We start from the raw sequence: 18,134 nt of genomic DNA on the forward strand, positions 1-18,134 counted from the left end.
ACCTGCCACGCCACATTGCACCGCCGTTCAGCAAGAAAAAGGGCCAGCCCTTGCGGGCTGGCCAGTCGTGACTCAAGGTCGAGTCAAGCGGGGAAAATCAACGTTGCGGGCGGGATGTAAGCAACCAGCTTTCCTGCACCCGTAGCCGTTACTCAGTCCTGTGGATTCGCCGCGAACGCCTGAGAATCAGCAATGAACAAAGTCAGTCCGACTTTACGATCCAACGCATAACTGTCGGGGTAGGTATCGTTGGCAGGTGTCTCACCGTGTGCGGAGATTTTGATCCGGCTTTCTGCAACCCCGTTGGCCACCAGCAAGTCACGTATCGAGCTGGCCCGACGCGCCGACAGATCGCGATTGTAGGTTTCATCGCCCCGTTCATCGGCAAAGCCATCGAGCTGCACCTGCACGTCCGGCATGCTGGCCAATGTCGCTGCCAACTGAGCTACACGACTGCGCGTCCCATCCACGAGCACGTGTTCGTCCGTGCGGAACAGGAGGTCCATTTCGATTCCCGCCTGCAGTAACGACAACAACTCCGGTCGCGACTGAGACTGCAAACGGCGCAAATCACTGTCGATGACGCTGATATCACGATTGAGATCGGCGACCGTGCTTTCCAGTTCATTGACCCGCGAGCTGGAGCGCGCGAGGGAGCTTTGCAGTTCGCCAATTTCGGTATTTTTGTTGTGATAGTTGTCGCCGAATTTGGCGCCGATGGCGGCACCTATGATGGCACCAACCGGTCCACCGGCCGCTGCGCCCACGGTGAGACCGAGGCCGATGCCCAGGCGTTCTTCCTTGGGGCTGGATGCTGCCTGTGCAGTATTGCCTATCAATGCCAGTGCGGTACCTAAAATCAGTAGTGTTCGAGTCATGATGTGATCCTCCGAAAGTGTCAGCCACCGGTGTGGCCGTCGTCGGAAGCAATTACACCGTGCCCGGTGGCCAGCGAGGCGTCAGGGAAATGGCAGCCTGGCGATCAATTGTGACGAACTGTGGCCGCAGGCAGCAGCCACCCGCAGTTAGCGATTGCGGTTGGTCAACGCGACGAAAGTGCCGCCATTGCGCTCGCACAGCAAACGCATGAGGCCGGCAAACCGTTGCGAACTCTGAGGGATGGTGCTGCCGCTAAACGAATATGGAAAGCCGACCGCATGAATGCGAACCAGTCGATTGCCGTCTTCGTCCTCGACATTGATCCCGTCGATGTCGCGCAGCACCGCCTCCATCGACTGGCCCTGGAATTCATCGCCAAACACGTAAATGCTGATCTTTTTGTCCGGTGCCCAGAATGTCTGAATGGCGTAGGCAATACCGTCGGACGGATCACTGTCCGAGAACGGTGCCCATTGCCGCATCGTGCTCTTGATAGCCTGGCGCAGTTGCGGGGTGTCCGGCAACCAGGTGCGGCCGTGTTGTTCGAACATGAAGCGGCCGTTGTCGTTCATGATTTGCAGACCTTTTACGGTCGGATAAACATCCAGCACTTCGCCGAGTTTTTCCTCGGCCCAGTCCCATTTGGCCTGCATACTGCCGGAAGTATCGATCACGAAAATGATGTACTCACTGTCGACGGGTATACCGCCTATGGAATCATCCGGCGCGCGTCGGAAGTTCGGTCGCAAACGACGCATCTCTGCCGTCAGCCGTTGCCGCGCCGCCTCCAGTTCACCCTCGTCGACATCCAGCGCCGGCGCATCTTCTGAAATTAGCGCGTACTGTCCCTGAACCTTGTCGAGCTCACGCTGCAGCTGCGCCAGCGTCATACGTGTTTCAGTGGTTTCTTCGCGTCGCGAAACCAGTTCGCGATTCAGCACGGCGGTATCACCGCGAATCTCAAACAATTCGGCTTCCAGCAAGGCAATAAGAGCATCGAGGTCTTCTTCGGATTTTTCGATAACCGAAGGTTCGTAAATCTTACTCAACACCAACAGCAACAGAATGGCACCAAAGCCGCAGGAAATGCAGTCAAGGAACGACAGGCTGAAACCTTCTACATTGCGACGTCGTCTCATAGCAACACCTACGGCCAGTCCTTGCTAACGCTCATGAATGAACCGCCCGTGCGGTAGGCCAGCAACCAGTACGCGACGGCGGCGTTGTAATCGCCTTCCATCGGGTACAGCAATACGTTGACCGGTACGCCACTCGGAATTTCGCGCTCGGCTTCGTAATGAAACTTCAGCCGTTCCTGGCCCGTCACCATGCCCCGCTCGGTCTCGGCGGCATTCATGGTGGGCAAGCCATCGACCAGCAAGATGACATTGTCCGGCTTCGGATTAAGGCTGTTGATCACCTTGTAGGCGTCGAGCATATTCGTCCCGTTCTCGGGCACCGTGCGGCGCAACACCCGGATGGCTTCGTCCAGCTGCTTGCCATCGCCAACATCCAGCCAGACCCCATCGCTGCCTTTGAGCACGGGCTTGGCGCTGGTGTTGAAGGTATAAATCTGAAACTTGCTGGTCGGCGGGAACTGCGCCGACAACCAGTCAACCGACGAAACTGCCTGACGCCATTTCAGGGAACGCAGTTTAACGTCCTCGGACATGTTGCGGCGGCGAATGATGTTGATGATGCGCCGGTCCAGCATGCTCGCAGAACTGTCCACCAGAACCAGAATGCGATCACCGCCCACTTTCAATCCGGTCAGGTACTGGCGATCGCCCTCACCGGTGAACGAACGCACTTTACTGCCGGACTCACGTGCCTCTTCAGCTGCCAGCAAGCGTTTGCGCTCTTCTTCCAGGCGTTCGATATCCGACTGCAATTTCTCCACACGCTCAACCTTCGCCAGCGTTTCCTGATCGTGTTGCGCCAGCTCGATCTTCAGCTTTTCAATAAGCGCGGTAATCTGTGCAATGCGACTGGTTGCCCGTGCCCGTTCGTCATCGAGTTCTTCCATCGTATTCTTCGCAAGCACGAGGTTTTTGCGCGCTTCGAGAACTTCGAACTCCAGCCGCGCGGTCTCTCCGCTCAGCTCTTCGGGCGGGGAGTCCGTGTCACGCCGGACCTGCGAGTTGATAATCATGAAAAACAGTACGACGGCGCCGAATCCACAGCTCATGATGTCGAGGAACGACATGCCAATGATCTGACTTTCGCGACGTTTACGCGCCATGCTGCTCGTCCGTAGTAATCAGCCTGAATTCGAAACCGGGCGTACCCACCCGCAAGGAATCACCGACCTGCAGAATGGCAGACCCGTTTATTCGGTGACCGTTCAAAAAACTGCCGTAGCGGCTATGGTCCTCGACAACACATTGACCGCCTTCCCGGCGCACCTCGCAATGGCGACGCGACAAACCGGGCATATCCCCGTCGAGTTCGATAAAGCGCGTCGCCGTGTCCGGCTGGGACCCGAGCACGAGACTCTGCTCGTCGATGCGCCAGGCGATATCACCGAACAGCAGATGCGTCGGTATACCGCTTTTGCTGGCAGCGGTGTCTGTCGGCCGAATCTCGATGGCCGCCTGATCCCACGGCAGCTGCCGCAGCAAGCTGACACTGCCACCGTCGCGGACGCTGCCCCGACAGCGAGCCAGCGCTCCGCGCGCGGTCGCGCCGGTTTCCAGCGCGTAAATTTCTCCGCCCACCCTGGCCAGCAGCAGGTCAGCCAGTCCCGGCAGGCTCGCAATCCGCGAAGTGATCTGAATTGCCGGCACTTCGTCGGCGCGATAGAGCGCCCGGAGGCGATTGGCAATTTGCTGGTACCAGGGGGCTGCCGCACCTATCAGGCTCAGGGACTCGATTTCCGCGCTGTGACTTACTCCCCCGCTCGTCACGGTCATCGATACGCTATCCGCACGACCCGCGAGACGCAGCCACTGCCCCATTTGATCCAGCAGCATTTGTTCGGTCTCAGCCGTGTGCAACGGGTCAAACCGGGACTGGCGAACGAATGCTTCCGCTATGGTTTTCAGCCAGGCATCGTACAGCGGGTAGGTGCCGCAGGAGTCGATCACTTCACTCGCTTCCACGATGGCGCCGTCAACCTGGCCAAGGCGGGTCAGTGTAGTGGCATGCAGGCCGCAATCGACGTGAACTGGCACTGCGTTCCGGTACTCCCGCCGGGTAGCCGCGACGGCAGCATCCACCATGGCCGAAACCGGCATACCAATGTCCGCAGCGATACCGAGGACGAGCCCGAGTTGTGACGCCGTCAGGTACGCCGGGACAGCGACAATCAGCTCATCAATACCGTTGCCCGCCGTTGCCCACATGTGCTCCAGTTGCCGGCTCGCGAGATCTGCCGCCGTCAGGTGCGCGAAACGCTGCTCCAGCAGCGCCGTAGTTGCAAGCTCCATCCAGTGGCGATGCTGAAGATGACGCGGGTTGATGCGCGCCCGGGCGAACGCGTCAATCCCCGTTGTCAGCTGATCCTCCGCAAGCAGCACGAAACCCGGTTGCCGGTACAACAGCCGCTCCGTCGTCAGCAAGGTGATGCCGGCGTCGTTCAGGTGAATCGCGGCGCGGGTCATGATCGCAGGCTCCACGCATCACTGGCTGCTTGCACTGCAAGTGGCGACTTATAACCAATGGCCATCGAAGCACGCATAGATTCAGTCGGACTTCATGTGCCGAATCAACTTGTTGTTCGCGTAGTTCTCACTGTCGAACACCAGTCGTTCCTGCAGCAATTGCAACTGGTGCACCAGGAACATGAGAAAAATACTGATCAACAGGGCGATGAACGTGGAGTTGAACGCAACACCGAGGCTCTGAGTGACGCCGGCAATATCGCCCTGCACGGCTTTGTCCGCTTGCGCCAGCGCCTCACCGATACCGCGCACGGTACCGATAAACCCAATGGAAGGAATCGCCCAGGAAATGTAGCGAATCATGGACAGTTCGGATTCCAGCTGCTCGGCTTCTGATTCAAACTGGGTATGCGTGCTGCTCGCCACATCCTGAATGTTGCGGGTCGAACTGAACCGTTGCAGCGCATTCAACAAGGCGCGCGGCAACATCAACTTCTGCTGGTGCTCCGGCAAGGCCTGTACCTGGCGCGCAAACTCGCGGGTATCCTCCGGCAGGATGCGCATGCCCTCGGCGATCGCCACCAGGTCCGTTTCCAGCAGCATACGCTCCTGCAACAGCAGCCGTGCTTTGAAACCCATAATCGCCAGCGCCCAGAACATCAGAATGAAGCAGGACTCCTGCTCCAGATCCTTGATCAATACCCAGGTCGATCGCTCGCGAACGTAATCAGGGTTGGCCTGTGCCTCCAGTGCCTGCTGTGCGATAACCTCGGCGGCGTTCGGCCGTACCACGGCCACATAAAACGCGTGCACCACGATGATGGCGATAATCAGTGCAAACAGCTGGTATACGAACTCTACGGGAATATTCTTCTTTTTCATGCAATGCAGTTCCTGGTTGCAGCGACCGGCCCAAAATCAAATATTGGTCGGAAACGGAATTGGTTCGTCCGCCGGAATTTCTTCAGTCGGGACGAAGTCGTCGTCATCTTCTTCGTAGGTTTGCAGATCGAGGTCGGAATCATCAATTTCGTCAGCTTCAACGTCGCCAGCGTCCGCATCAGCCGTATCCGCGGGTTCCTCCGCTGCCGTTTGAGCCGCCGCCGGGTCAGCGCTCTCCTGCGCCACCGTGAAGGTCGCTGCAAGCAGTCCACAAAGCATTATCAGCGTCAGTTGTTTCATTTTGGGTGCCTGAAAGGAGATCTTGTTCAGTTGGACAGCCACGAGGGCAAAATATCCCGTGTTCCTTACAACGCGCTCCGCGCCAGGCGGAAACCAACATCCACCCGTCCCGCCGTGCCAAAGTCACGATAGCTCAGGCGCAGCTCTGTAATCCCGGCGTGCCGCCAGCTCGAGCCGCGTATAACCCGTTGCGCGCCGCGTTTCGGCCCCAGTGGATCCTCGCTCGCCGTTGTCTGTCCGGGCGTCGGCACAGCATAGTAATCCTGTACCCACTCGGCAACATTGCCACCGCCATCGTAGATACCGAGCGCATTGGCAGGAAAACTGCCAACCGGAGCTGTTGATGCGAAACCGTCATTAAAGCCCGGTAACACGGTAGGCACGAGTTCTCTGGCGGCCTGGTCGGCGTAATTGCCACTATCACGGCGCGGCGGCAAGCGGTTGCCCCACGGGAAGACGCTTGCTTCCGAACGCGCCTGATAGCGTATCGCCCAGGTCCATTCGGCTTCCGTAGGCAAGCGGTAACCGTCCGGCAAAGGCGTAACGACCTCCCATTTCTCGAAGCGTTTCTCATAGACCGGCGTCAAGCCTTCCTGCCGGCTCAACCAGTTGCAGTATTCGACGGCGTCGGCCCAGCTGACGTTGGTAACCGGGTTATTGTTGCCGGCCAGGGACGCATGGATGTCGCCGCCGGAATCGTGCGTGTTGCGAAAGCGCAGAAACTCCGAGTTGGTCACTTCTTTGGTGCCAATGTAGAACGGCTTGGTCAGCGTCACTGGCACTATTACTTCGTTGGCGCGCCGGCCTTGCTGACTGCGCGAGGCCCCCATCGAGAAGGAGCCCGGTTCGACGCGGCGCATGACCTGACCTTGCGATGTGCTGACCGTGGTCGCGATGCTGCGCATGCGCACCTCTTCGTCGGACAACAGGCGAACCTGTATGGTCTGCGGGTAACCGGGGCGCGGCGTGATACTGCGACTGAATGTTTCGTAGCCGTCCTTGCGAACTTCGAGTTGCTGTGGCGCCGAAGGCAGCTGCAAAGTCACCGAACCACTGCCGCGTGGCTGACCGTTAAGATAAATGACCGCATCTTGCGGCAAGGCGTTGATGGTTACCTCGCCCGCGCGCGCCGTCAGGTCCACGGTGATCGCCTGGGTCGCTGCCGCTTGCAGGCGCACACTGCGCACGGTCGATCCGTAACCAGCTTTCGACAGGCCAATTTCGTAATCCACGTCCGGCGACAAAGCCAGCTTTATGGGTGACTGGCCGCGATAGCGGCCGTCCACGGACACGTTCGCACCGAGCGGAATGGAATTGACCTGCAATTGCGCGTTCGCTGGCGTCAGTCGGATCAGTGGCAGTTCCTGGGCAACATTGGCCACGGCATCGACCACACCTTCCCATGCGCTAAAGCCTTCCTTGACCACCGTCAGATCGTGACTGCCTTCGTTGAGTCTTATGGAGAGGGGGGTTTCACCGAGCGTTTCTTCACCGCGCAAGACCACTGCCCCGGCCGGCTCGGAGCTGATAGACACGTCTGCCCATGCTGGCACCAGTTGCACATCCAGCAACTGAAAAATCCCGAGGCCTGGCACCGTCAGCTCGTAGTCGAATGGCAAGTAGTTATCGGCGCGGACCGTAACCAAATGCGTACCCGGTTCCAGCTCCAGCGGACCGTAGGGTGCGCGACCGAGCATCGTTCGATTCACGGTAACCATCGCATCGACATCGGGATCGGTAGTGACCTGCAGCTGGCCAGGCAGCTTCCGCATCTCGATTGTGACCGTGCGGCTCGGTGACTCATCGACATCCAGGCTCTGGTTCACATCGTAATAGCCCTCTTTCTCGACATGTACCGTGTAGCTGCCTTCGCGCAATAACAAGCGGTCTGCCAGTGGCAATTGAAACCAGCCGCCGGATACTTCAAGACGATCAGGTGGCCCCGGGTACACGTCAAACTGTATGGATCGTGAGGAAAACAGCAGATAGGAAATGCCCACCAGCAACGCAACACCAACGGCAACCGCCGTCTGCCACGTGTAGCGCTTCTGCGCTACCGTCGCCGGCCGCACTTCAGCGGCACGACGGAAGGCGGACGGTGCAATGGTTTCTTCAGCGCCTCCGCTACCGGCACCCGGTGCCGACGGCGGTTGGGTCACGTAAGCGCTGTCTTCAAGCTTGACGGCGAGTGTCAGTGTACTGTCCGTCACGGACACCAGCAGCCGCGTACCGTAATAGAGAATGACATCGGCGTCGCGCAACGAACGGGTCCCGAGCAACGGTTCGCCGTTGATCTGCATGTCGCCGCCGCGTACGCCGGGCTGCAGAAAGGCTTTGCCATCAAGCTGATCCAGCGTTGCAACGACAGAACTGCCAGGCCCCGGCAAGCGCAGCTCGCAATCGGTGCCGGTACCAATGCGGATCGGCAAGGACTCAGTACCGAGTCGCTGCACACCCGCGGCGGTGTCGATGATCACCGTCTCAAGAGTCAAATTCGTTCCTCACATTGCACGATGATCGGTTTCATTTCGATTTCCGGTGCGACCCGGAACTCCAGTCGCACGTCACGGTACCCTGCCCGACTGCCAAGTGCGACATACGAGCCCGGGCGCAACTCCAGTTGCCGGCTGTCGAAAGTACCCAGCCGGCCGACCCGGAATATCGATACCTCGGTCTGGTTGTCGGACTGCAGCTGAACCGGCAACGGCGTTGCCGCTCGTTTCAAAAGGCGGGCCAGCGTTGCTTTTTCGTCTTCGAGGCGCGGCCCCGAGGGCGTAATCCGCGACAATTCAAGTAGCAAACCAGTAGCAGCCTGCATTGTGTCCGGCGAACTCAATGAATCCGGCTCGCTGATATAAGCCGCGAGACGCTTGTGCAAACCCGCTCTTTGCGTGGCTCGTCGCAGACCTTCCTTTGCGAATTGCAGATCACCGTCAACCGACAATGCCTCCTGGTAACTGTCGATGGCCGCTTCCCACTGCTCGGCCTCCTCTTGTTCCAACGCAGCGGATTCCAGGCTTTGTATCCGCAACAGGCGGACTTCCTGGTCAACTTGCAACAGTCCGTCGACCGGCTGCCGCGAATCGGGGCGCATTGCTTTGGCTGCTTCAAACGCAACCCGGGCGCTGTCGTAGTTATTGCTGGCCAGCGCCATGAATCCTTCGGTCATTCGGGATTCGAATGCCAGTTGTTCCAGCGCCGCGCGTACCCGCGTCAGTGCCTCTCGCGCTGGCTGCCATTGTGGATCGATATCCAGCGCACCCGAGAAGGCCTGCAAAGCGGCATCGTACTCGAGGTTTTTCTCAAACGCCCTGCCACTGTCCATCAGGCGCAGAACACTCTCGATATTTTGCGCGCGCTTCAGCCCCTGCTCGGCCTCTGCATTGCCCGGCGTAATCGCCACAGCGAGATCAAAAAGCCGGATTGCCTCGCGATGATCCTGCGCGTCAAACGCTGCACGGGCTGCCGCCATCGTTTCCCGGAATACCTCAGGAATCCGATCAAAGAAGGGCTCGAGCATGGTCGATGCTGCACGGTAGTGATCGCCGGCGGCCTGATAATTCTTGGCGAGGTACGCCTCGTCGCCAGTCCCGTACCGGTCGAGGACATCAAGAAATTCCTGTCCGCCCCACCGATCAATACCACGGTAGCGCAAGCGTTCGAGTTGCGAGAGCAGATCACCGAGCGCATCGTCGGTGGCCGCCTTGATCGCAGTGTCGCTGCTGCCGTCGCTGCGCGGTGTGTTTTCGTTGAACTCGGCAACCTCTTCTTCGGTTGTATCAGCGAGCTTGTCGGCTGCGGATTCCCCGGCTCCCGCCGTGACAGCTTGCTCTGATTCTGCTTGCACCGCAGGCAACTCGTCAGCAGGTGGCAGGACGAATAACACCGCGAGAAACGCCGCCAATAGCAAGCCAAGACCGACCACAACCGCACTGAGCGGCACACCACCACTCTTCGTGACCGGGCCCTTTGCCGCCGCCGTTTGCGACGCTGGTCGGGGTCGCACCGAGCGAACTTCGATTTCTTCGGACGCCGGTGCACCGTTGCTGACGCTTGCCGCAAGTGGCGTGACGCCTGGCGGGAAGCCGGCCGTTTTCAGTGCCTCGGCGACCGCCTCCGCGTCAGGTCGGGCAGCCCGCTCCGGTGCCAGCATGCGACTGAGCAGATCGCGCAAACTGGCAGGCAGTTTTTCACCACGGCTGTCGGTCAGTGCCGGTTCACCGGCAAGCGGTGGCGCACCACAGACCAGTTCATTCAACAGTATCGCGAACGCGTAGATGTCATCCGCAGGATGTGCCGGTTCACCGGCCTGTTGTTGCGGACTCAGTGCCACCGGTGTGCCACCGGTGCTTTGCGTCGCGCCGTCAGCCCGCGCTGCCCCGAAATCCAGCAAGTAAGGCGCGCCCCTGGCATCCAGTACAATGTTGGCACCGGTAAGATCGGAGTGGACGATGCCCTTGCCATGCGCGTAACGCAACGCATCCGCAATCAGGCCTGCGGGCCCCAGAATTTGTTCGAGGGGCCGCCCGTGCAAGGCGGATATTGACTGACCAGCCAGGTATTGCAGTGCGAAGTACGGCCGCTCATCGTCATCGTGATAATCAAAAACACGCACGATGTGGGCATGCATCAAACGACTTGCTGTTTGCCACTCACGGCGAAAGGCATCGTGACGGGCAGTGTCCGCAGCGAACTTCTCGTGCAGAATTTTGAGCGCCACCTGGCTGTCGTTGCGGGCATCCTGTGCCAGCCATACGTCAGCCATAGCACCGCCGCCAACACGCCGAATCAGCGTGTAGCGGCTGGACAGACAAGTGCCTTCAGTCAGTGCCTGCATTAGTCGTCGGTACTCAATCGCGGATTTGCGCGGACCTGGCGGGCACACCGACGTCTAAGTCATCAGGGAAGCCGGTTTCCAACTGGTAGATATCTTTGAGCAATTTGCGCCAACTTTCGTACTGCGCTTCAGCCGTCCCCGTCAGGCGGCGTGACTCGCCTTCCACCTGCACGGTGAGCGGCGCCGCTTCCGCAATAAACGACTCCGACAATTCGCGAATATCTTCCCTGTACATATCGGCGGACTGACGCAGGTTCCATGCACTGATGATCGTCTCGATACCGCGGTTGATACCGACGGCCTGAGTAACACTTTTCGCACGACGCCGTGAGCGGCTAGAGCTGTCGGTATCCATCTGCAGAGAACCTGCCACCACAACCACACCCAACAGGGCGCGCATGGTTGCCGAGCGCTTCACCTGCCGTATGTTGATGGCGTTTTCCCGGGCTTTCTTGCGCCAGCCCTCGTACGGCAGTGCGACACCGTAGTAAAAGTTGGCGTAATGCTCATTCAGCGTATCGATAACCAATCGATCGCGCTCCCGTATCTGCCGCAAACGCTCAACCATTGGGTCATTCTCAGCCGGTAATCGCAGCAAGCTGCTCATCCCTGCCTCGTCGGTCGTCACGTAATCGCCGTAGGTGTCCGGTGCCATATCGGCGAAGAACTGCATCTCCGAAACCTGCCGGATTCTCTGTATATCTGCATTGCTTAACGTCAGTGCGAACGCATGCATATCATTGGCAATGTCGTTGAACACTTTCTGGTAAGGGTCCTGCGAGCGATCGCGACCCTGATCGAAGGAACGGATTCCGGTCTGCATATCGTAACTGCGTTCAAACCAGTGACGGCCGGTCGCGTCCTCAACCCGCACCCGAAGTTCAATGTACTCGCCGTCCGAGCGTTCAATTTCGCCGCTGAGCGTAACGTCGGTAAATACGTACCGTGACGGAATAACACGCACCGCACCCCAGTAACCCGTGCCCTGCAACGTGGTCTTTATGTGGTACGGCAAGTAGCGCGCTTCGGCGCGCCGGATTTCTTCATAGACTCCGGTTTTTTCCGGATCGTTGCTTTTCGGGATGCCCTCGTCGAAATTGATAATGCCGACATCCAGTAACAGGTTCTCGGCAATCTCCTGCCTGGCCACTTCCAGGTCGGTGTGCTCTGCCGTGATGACTTCCGATACTGTGCAGGCTGTTGTCAGGAATAGCGTCGCGACAATGAGTGATGCGGGCAAAAAGGTGTAACGTTCCGTCATGTGATGGTCGTCCGTACCGTGTCGTGCATTCGGTGTTACAGCCGATTGTATCGTCGATACTCGTCCCATAGCCGCTCGCGCAATTCCGGATCTTCTTCGGCGAGCGCCGCCTCGCGCAACTGTTTGGCGACGATGTCTTCGCTCACCAGATCGGGAATGTCGGCAGGTGTTCGACTCTTGATCTCGTCTTCGCTCATGCCCGCCACGCTGGGCGTGCTGCCGCCGCCACCCGCGTTGCCCGCACCGGCCTGACTGCCCGCACCGTTGTCACCGGTACCGCGCATGCCTTCCTGGCGGCCAAGGCCTACCCGGCCACTACCACCGCCGCCACCGGCACCGCCAAAGCCTTCCGTGTCCCGGCTGACGGTGGAAATTTCCCGTTGTTCTTCAGCAAGCACTTCATCGAAGCCGCCCACCGATTCCTCCAGTTCGCCTTCCAGCCGTGCTTTGCGTTGTGCCGCAGTTTCGCCGGGGTACTGGCCAACGTCGCCGGCGCCGTTGCAATCGGCAGGTTGTTCCATGCCGCCCACACCGCCGGGCACTTCGCTGGAATTGCAGTCGCTGCCGGTACCGCCCGCAGCACCTGGCATACCGCCCGGCATCTGCCCACCCAGTCCTTGGACGCTGCCGCCGCCAGCGCCGCCGCCACCGGCTGCACCGCCAGCCATGTCGCCACCGGCCGCACCTCCGGATGATCCTCCCGACATACCCCCGGCGGAGGACCCGCCGGGCATGCTGCCACCGGAGGAACCCCCCGACATACCGCCGCCGGACGAACCACCGGGCATGCTGCCACCGGATGAACCACCGGACATACCGCCACTGGAGGACCCGCCCGGCATACCGCCACCGGACGAACCGCCGCTGGAGCCACCCGGCATACCACTGCCCGACGAACCGCCGCTGGCACCACCCCCGCTGCTTCCGACCGACACCGCACAACCGCCGGCCATCAATATCATTGATGCACCGAACAGCACTGTCGCGCCGCGCAGGGTAGTAATTCGATTTTGCTTGATCGCGCTCATGTGAAAAGTGGCCTCACTGCGTGGTCTGTGTGTGGCAAGCGGAGGCGGTTTGGGGCCCGCTCGCACCGTCTTTGTTGTTGCTTGGATTGCAACAGGCGGCGGTAAGTTCCGTCACAAACTACCGCCAGCAAGTGTTTCAGACCTTAATACGCCTGTGCGGCACTCGCAACAACAGATCGACGTCGATACCGCGCCAGCGCACGGCCTCGGGGACGCGTATCGGAATTAATCTAAGTTATTGATTTGAAATAAGCCTGGGCCGGATGGCGGGCTCATGCCGGGTCCGGCCGCACAGCGCCTGAGTGGGGGGCTCGGGGACACTGTGCGGCCGGCTGGCGGGGGTTAACTAACTTTTTGTTGAAGAACGGTCGGCTCGTCGCTTGCCCGCGCGCTCTTTGCGCTCGCTCTTGATTTCAGCCAGTCGCTGCCGCTGCTCGTCGGTCAGCTGCGCATCGATCTCTGCGCGAATGCGCCCGTGCAATTTCGCCCGGTCCGCTTCCAGCTGGCCGCGCTCATCTGCCAGAGCCTGTAACTGCACGTCGTAATCAGCGGCATCCGGAGAAAGTTCGCGCATCGCCTTGTGGTTGGCACGGGATGCGTCCCTTAGCGCGTCGGCTTCGGGTTTCGCCGCCAGCAATGAATTGTCAATCGCCTGCTTCTGCAGGTCGGTCAGATCGAGCTCCCGTTGCAGGCGCTTTACCATGTGCCGGGGATTGCCGAAGCGATCGCCCTTCTTGCCGCGATGCATTTTCGAGCGGTCGCCGCCATGGTGTTCGCCCTCGGCGTGCCGCGTAGTCGGCGTATCGTCGGTCTGTGCCATGACCGGACCGTTCGCCAGTACGGCGAAGGCCGTCGCGGCCATCAATGTCGTCAGTTGTCGTTTCATGTGCATTCCTCAGTTCCGCTATCGGCACAACGTTGATGTTGCAGCCTGTGGATGAAGCATAGTGAGAACACCGTCAGGTACCGTCAGCAACGCGCAATGCACTGCAAAGAAATGTCAAACGAAACCGTTCAGCGTTGCGTGCCGCGGCAGTTTCGCCGACGATGAGACCCTACTGTACCTACGGGCCACACCATGACTTCCGATTCCACAGACGCCAGTGTCCTGCTGATAGACGATGATCGACAGCTGGCAACCATGCTGAGCGACTTTCTGCGCCCGGACAAACTCAAGCTGACCACCTGCGACAATGGCGAAGACGGCCTCGATTTATTGCGCAATGAAAAATTCGACCTCGTCATACTTGACGTCATGTTGCCGGGCATCAGTGGTCTCGACGTACTCCGCAAACTCCGCCAGGACAGCGAAGTTCCCGTGATCATGCTGACAGCACGTGGCGATGACGTAGATCGCATCGTCGGACTCGAGATCGGCGCCGACGACTACCTGCCCAAGCCCTTCAATCCACGTGAGCTAAGCGCTCGAATCAAAGCCATATTGCGCCGCGCGCAATTGCCATCGGGCAATAGCGCCGAACGCCTGTTTGGTGGCATCCGGCTGGATCCGCGCACGCGCAAGGCATCGGTCAACGGCGAGGCCCTGCGACTCACGGGAACCGAGTTTGAAATTCTGGGCTGCCTGCTGGAAACACCGGGCAACGTTGTCAGCAAGGAAGCGCTTAGTGAGCGCGCACTCGGTCGCCGTTTATTGCCCTATGACCGGAGTATCGACACCCATATCAGTAACCTGCGCGGCAAACTTGAAAATGCTGGCAACGATTCCGTAACCATCCAGAACCAGCGTGGCATCGGCTACGTGCTGATTCCCGGGACCTGAGCAGCATCATGCGTAGCCTACTCGTCCGCATTTTTCTTTCGTTCTGGCTGATTATCGGCATAACAATCAGCATCGCAGCGCTCGCCGGCTACTACTACGCCGAACGCATGCGGGACACGATTGAGAATTTCTCGGACAGCGATACCGTGCTGGAAGCGGGCGATGTACTGGCGCACGAGGGCCGGGAAGGCTTGTTACGCTGGCTGGAAGGTCGCCCTAAGCGCGGCGGTGTCATTCTGTACATCGTTGATGACAAGGGTCGCGACCTGTTGCAACGCCACGTACCGCGCCATTTACAACACATGCTGCAGCGTGACCGCATGCCCGATACCGATTCACGGTCGGCCGCCAACACGCCGGGCAACGTCCGTCCTGCCCGTCACCTGCCGCAACTGGTGGCACCCGACGGCAACATACTGACGCTCATCGCCTGGCCGTCACGCTCGCCTTACAAAGGCTGGCTGCAGGAGCAAGGCATACCTGCGTTCCTGATAATCGCACTGCTCTCCAGTGCCGCGGTTTCGTTCCTGCTTGCGCGAACCCAGAGCCAGCCGGTGCAACGGTTGCGCAAAGCCACCCGTGCGATTGCGGATGGTGACTTGAGCACCCGGGTAGCGGGCTCGCTCAATCAACGCAAGGACGAACTGGGCTTGCTCGCCAACGATTTCGATCGCATGGCGGAGAAACTCGAACAGGCGGCTGCTCAGCAGACCGAGCTGTCGAGCAACATTTCGCACGAACTTCGTTCGCCGCTCGCAAGGTTGCGCGTGGCCCTGGAACTTGCTCGACGGCAGGCCGGAGAACTGCCGGAGTTCGAACGTATTGACCACGAAACCGAACGACTCGATCAGCTGATAGGCCAGATCCTCAGCTATGCGAGACTCGATGCAGCCGATGCCGAACGCGCGCTGCCGGAGTCACTGGCGGAACTGCTTGCCGAGGTCGTTGAAAACGTAAACTACGAATGCCGCGCGGACGGTGGCAATGGCGTTCAGGTGGAATTCCACGGCTCGGTTACCGCAACTATTCCGGTATTTCGCGACGCATTGATGAGTGCAGTTGAAAACGTGTTGCGCAATGCCGTTGCCCACAGCCCGACGGGCGGCACGGTCAAAGTTCAACTCGACGAAAAAGACAACGGCTACCAGATTACCGTGGATGACGAAGGCGCGGGAGTCGCGGAACAGGAGATCGACAATCTGTTCAAGCCGTTCTATCGAACGCGTGACGCACAACAGCAATCCCGAAACGGCAGCGGGCTCGGACTCGCCATCGCAGCTCGCGCCATCGAGTTGCACCACGGCAGCATACGTGCGCTGAACACTGAAGGCGCCGGACTGCGGATTGTGCTGTGGTTGCCCGACCCTGCCCGGACCTGATTACTGCGGTTTCTTCGCTTTGCCGGGTTTGCGGAACAAAATCACTGACAGGTCATCCGGCTTGCTGGGCTGATTGCCGGATTCGGCCGACATGCGGCGTGCCGCAAGCCGGGTCAGTTGCTCAACCGCGCCCTGCAGCGAGCCCTTGCGGATAATCTCGATCGTTTCATGCAGGTGAATGTTGTCGGTCAGGCCGTCACTCGCGAGCAGCACCGTATCCCTGGACTGCAACTCCACGGCCGCACCCATATCGATACGCATGTCGGCCGTCCCCAAAAAATTGGAAACCAGGTGCCGTTCTGCATGGTGCAGTGCTGCACGCTGATCGAGAAAACCCGCCTCGACCGCGAAGCCGGTGGGTGAATGCGCCATCGTCTGCAACCGGACTCTGCCACGTTGCCCGACAACCAGTGCTTCCGAATCACCAATCTGATAGGCGCGCACATTGCGTCCTTCGATGCCGACCACGGTCAGCGTCGTAGCCGCGCCATTGCCCAGGTCGAGCACGGCGCGGTTCGCCGCTTCAATGCCGTTGAGTATCGCAGTTCGCATCAGCATTGTGTCTTCTTGTGCCTGCTGCAGTGAGCGACGCAGTTCGGTCACTGCCATTTGCGACGCACGCTTGCCCGCCGGCAATCCGCCGGCGCCGTCCGCCACTACCAGAACGGCCGCCGCTGGCCCGTACTCTATCGCGGCAACCGTGTCTTCATTCTCGGTCTCTTTGTCCGGCGCAACGCAGCTGTACGCTACGAGTTCGCCACCAGCGATCGACAGTGAGCGCTGATCCGCTGTTCTCGCGCCATCCAAAATTGTCATTTCATTGTCAGCCGTTCCATGGGCCCGCGCCCGTCGTAAGACTATTCGCGCCCGACCGGCTCCCGGCACCACGCGCAGAAGTTCCAGAAGTCGTCGCATATTCCCGAATGGCAGGCACTGCAAGTTGCCTTGCTGCCTGCTATCTTCCACGGCCGCTTGACCTTGGTGCGACACCAGGGACAGTAACGCATGAACGGCATTAACGGCTCCCGACAACGCGTATTCGCGCAACGTGCGCTGTAGCGCTTGTCGGGATAATGCCGGTTGGTCTCAGTTTCAAAACCAGGGCCGTAACACCATGCGCAATAATCCCAATCCAGTTTTACACCGCGCTCACAACGTGGACAGTGCGCAGGCATGCGCGTTGTGCAGCCGCGCGCCGGATTATCGAAACCACACCAGGGACAGGCCTGCATGCTTTCCGCAACCGGGCCTTCGCAGCGCCGACACTGGTGAGTCGTCTCCAGCGTCTTGCGATAGCGGCGCTGGAACTCGCGCCAGCGAATTTGTCGCCATGAGCTACCCTGTTTCGACGACGACTTCGCACTGGCCCGGCGCTGGCGTCGCGCCCGCGTCTGCAACTTGTCGAAGGCTTCGTACATCTCGATGGCGTCGGCATAGCGTTCCGCCGGATCGATGCGCAACGCCTTCTTCAGGAACTCCGCAAACTCCGGGCGAAACCGCGCTTTCAAGCGATCATGCCCCAGCAGCGGCCATTCATACGGCCATTCCGGCAGCTTGCCGCTGAACATGCGGTACAGCACCAGACCTACCGAAAATACATCAGACTGGAACTTCGGCCGACCCATCGCCTGCTCCGGCGCAATGTAATCGATCGTCCCGGAGCCTGACGCTTTCAAGGTGCGCACGCTGATTTTCGCGAAGCCGAAATCGGCGAGTTTCAGCGTGTTGTCGGCGAACAGTATGTAGTTCTCCGGTTTGATATCGCAGTGAATAATCTTGTGTTCATGGGCATGTGCCACGGAGACCAAAGCCTGTTCGGCCAGATCCAGTGCACGCGCTGTCGAAATGCGCCGTTCCAGGCGGTCACCGAGAGATTCTTCGCCCAATTCCATCGCGATAACAAAATGCTCGTCTATGTAGCTGGCGTTTTGTACCGCAAGAATATTTGGGTGCTTCAGTCGGGTCGCGACCTGGACTTCATGCAGGAAGTCTTCATGGGACGTTCCGTGATGATCCTTTTTCGGGATTTTCAAGGCGACGCGACATTTGTGTATGGTATCGAATGCACGATAGACATCAGCCAGCGGGCCGCTGGCGATGCGTCCAAGTATCCGGTATTTGCCGAGCTTCTGGCGCGCGCGAAACAAGAGTCAGTCAATCCCTGTGAAGCAAAGGGTGAAAATACC

At 59.5% G+C, this 18,134-nt stretch carries 15 protein-coding genes; 2 read left to right on the forward strand and 13 right to left on the reverse strand.

Annotated elements, in window-relative coordinates:
* Positions 1-152 precede the first annotated feature (152 nt).
* From BA177_RS12065 to BA177_RS12115, 11 genes are all read right to left on the reverse strand, one after another.
* Positions 153-878, reverse strand: a complete 726-nt coding sequence (locus BA177_RS12065) for an OmpA family protein (RefSeq protein ID WP_068616530.1) — start codon at positions 876-878, stop codon at positions 153-155.
* 147 nt (positions 879-1,025) lie between these two features.
* A complete protein-coding gene (locus BA177_RS12070) occupies positions 1,026-2,018 on the reverse strand; it encodes a VWA domain-containing protein (RefSeq protein ID WP_068616533.1) in 993 nt (330 codons plus the stop codon).
* An 8-nt stretch (positions 2,019-2,026) separates the two neighbouring features.
* Positions 2,027-3,121 carry a VWA domain-containing protein gene (locus BA177_RS12075; RefSeq protein WP_068616535.1) on the reverse strand — a complete coding sequence of 365 codons (1,095 nt, stop codon included), beginning with the start codon at positions 3,119-3,121 and terminating at the stop codon, positions 2,027-2,029.
* A complete protein-coding gene (locus BA177_RS12080; protein WP_068616537.1) occupies positions 3,111-4,481 on the reverse strand; it encodes an FHA domain-containing protein in 1,371 nt (456 codons plus the stop codon). The genes BA177_RS12075 and BA177_RS12080 overlap by 11 nt, the downstream gene beginning before the upstream one ends.
* A gap of 81 nt (positions 4,482-4,562) precedes the next feature.
* Complete coding sequence (locus BA177_RS12085; protein ID WP_068616539.1) at positions 4,563-5,363, reverse strand: MotA/TolQ/ExbB proton channel family protein; 801 nt, start codon at positions 5,361-5,363, stop codon at positions 4,563-4,565.
* A gap of 36 nt (positions 5,364-5,399) precedes the next feature.
* Positions 5,400-5,663 carry a hypothetical protein gene (locus BA177_RS12090; RefSeq protein WP_156762804.1) on the reverse strand — a complete coding sequence of 88 codons (264 nt, stop codon included), beginning with the start codon at positions 5,661-5,663 and terminating at the stop codon, positions 5,400-5,402.
* Between the two features lie 65 nt (positions 5,664-5,728).
* Positions 5,729-8,155, reverse strand: a complete 2,427-nt coding sequence (locus tag BA177_RS12095) for a PEGA domain-containing protein (RefSeq protein ID WP_082990076.1) — start codon at positions 8,153-8,155, stop codon at positions 5,729-5,731.
* Positions 8,152-10,500 carry a serine/threonine-protein kinase gene (locus tag BA177_RS12100; RefSeq protein WP_068616543.1) on the reverse strand — a complete coding sequence of 783 codons (2,349 nt, stop codon included), beginning with the start codon at positions 10,498-10,500 and terminating at the stop codon, positions 8,152-8,154. The genes BA177_RS12095 and BA177_RS12100 overlap by 4 nt, the downstream gene beginning before the upstream one ends.
* Positions 10,501-10,513: 13 nt before the next feature.
* Positions 10,514-11,761: a hypothetical protein gene (locus BA177_RS12105; RefSeq protein WP_068616545.1), complete on the reverse strand. Its 1,248-nt coding sequence runs from the start codon at positions 11,759-11,761 to the stop codon at positions 10,514-10,516.
* Positions 11,762-11,796: 35 nt separating this feature from the next.
* On the reverse strand, positions 11,797-12,789 hold the full coding sequence (locus BA177_RS12110) for a hypothetical protein (protein WP_068616547.1): 993 nt from the start codon (positions 12,787-12,789) through the stop codon (positions 11,797-11,799).
* 346 nt (positions 12,790-13,135) lie between these two features.
* Complete coding sequence (locus BA177_RS12115) at positions 13,136-13,675, reverse strand: Spy/CpxP family protein refolding chaperone (protein WP_068616549.1); 540 nt, start codon at positions 13,673-13,675, stop codon at positions 13,136-13,138.
* A gap of 192 nt (positions 13,676-13,867) precedes the next feature.
* Here BA177_RS12115 and BA177_RS12120 point away from each other — a divergent pair, with 192 nt between their 5' ends.
* Together BA177_RS12120 and BA177_RS12125 are read left to right on the forward strand one after the other, a co-directional pair.
* Positions 13,868-14,569: a response regulator transcription factor gene (locus BA177_RS12120; protein ID WP_068616550.1), complete on the forward strand. Its 702-nt coding sequence runs from the start codon at positions 13,868-13,870 to the stop codon at positions 14,567-14,569.
* A gap of 8 nt (positions 14,570-14,577) precedes the next feature.
* Positions 14,578-15,948, forward strand: a complete 1,371-nt coding sequence (locus BA177_RS12125; RefSeq protein WP_068616552.1) for an ATP-binding protein — start codon at positions 14,578-14,580, stop codon at positions 15,946-15,948.
* On the opposite strand, the gene BA177_RS12130 is transcribed toward BA177_RS12125, so the two are convergent.
* Both BA177_RS12130 and BA177_RS12135 read right to left on the reverse strand, forming a co-directional pair.
* A complete protein-coding gene (locus tag BA177_RS12130) occupies positions 15,949-16,764 on the reverse strand; it encodes a PP2C family protein-serine/threonine phosphatase (protein ID WP_068616554.1) in 816 nt (271 codons plus the stop codon).
* Between the two features lie 41 nt (positions 16,765-16,805).
* Positions 16,806-18,095 (reverse strand): serine/threonine-protein kinase, encoded by a 1,290-nt coding sequence (locus BA177_RS12135; protein WP_068616556.1) that lies wholly within the window; start codon positions 18,093-18,095, stop codon positions 16,806-16,808.
* Positions 18,096-18,134 lie beyond the last annotated feature (39 nt).

Origin of the sequence: Woeseia oceani, from assembly GCF_001677435.1 — a bacterium.
GTDB lineage: Bacteria > Pseudomonadota > Gammaproteobacteria > Steroidobacterales > Woeseiaceae > Woeseia > Woeseia oceani.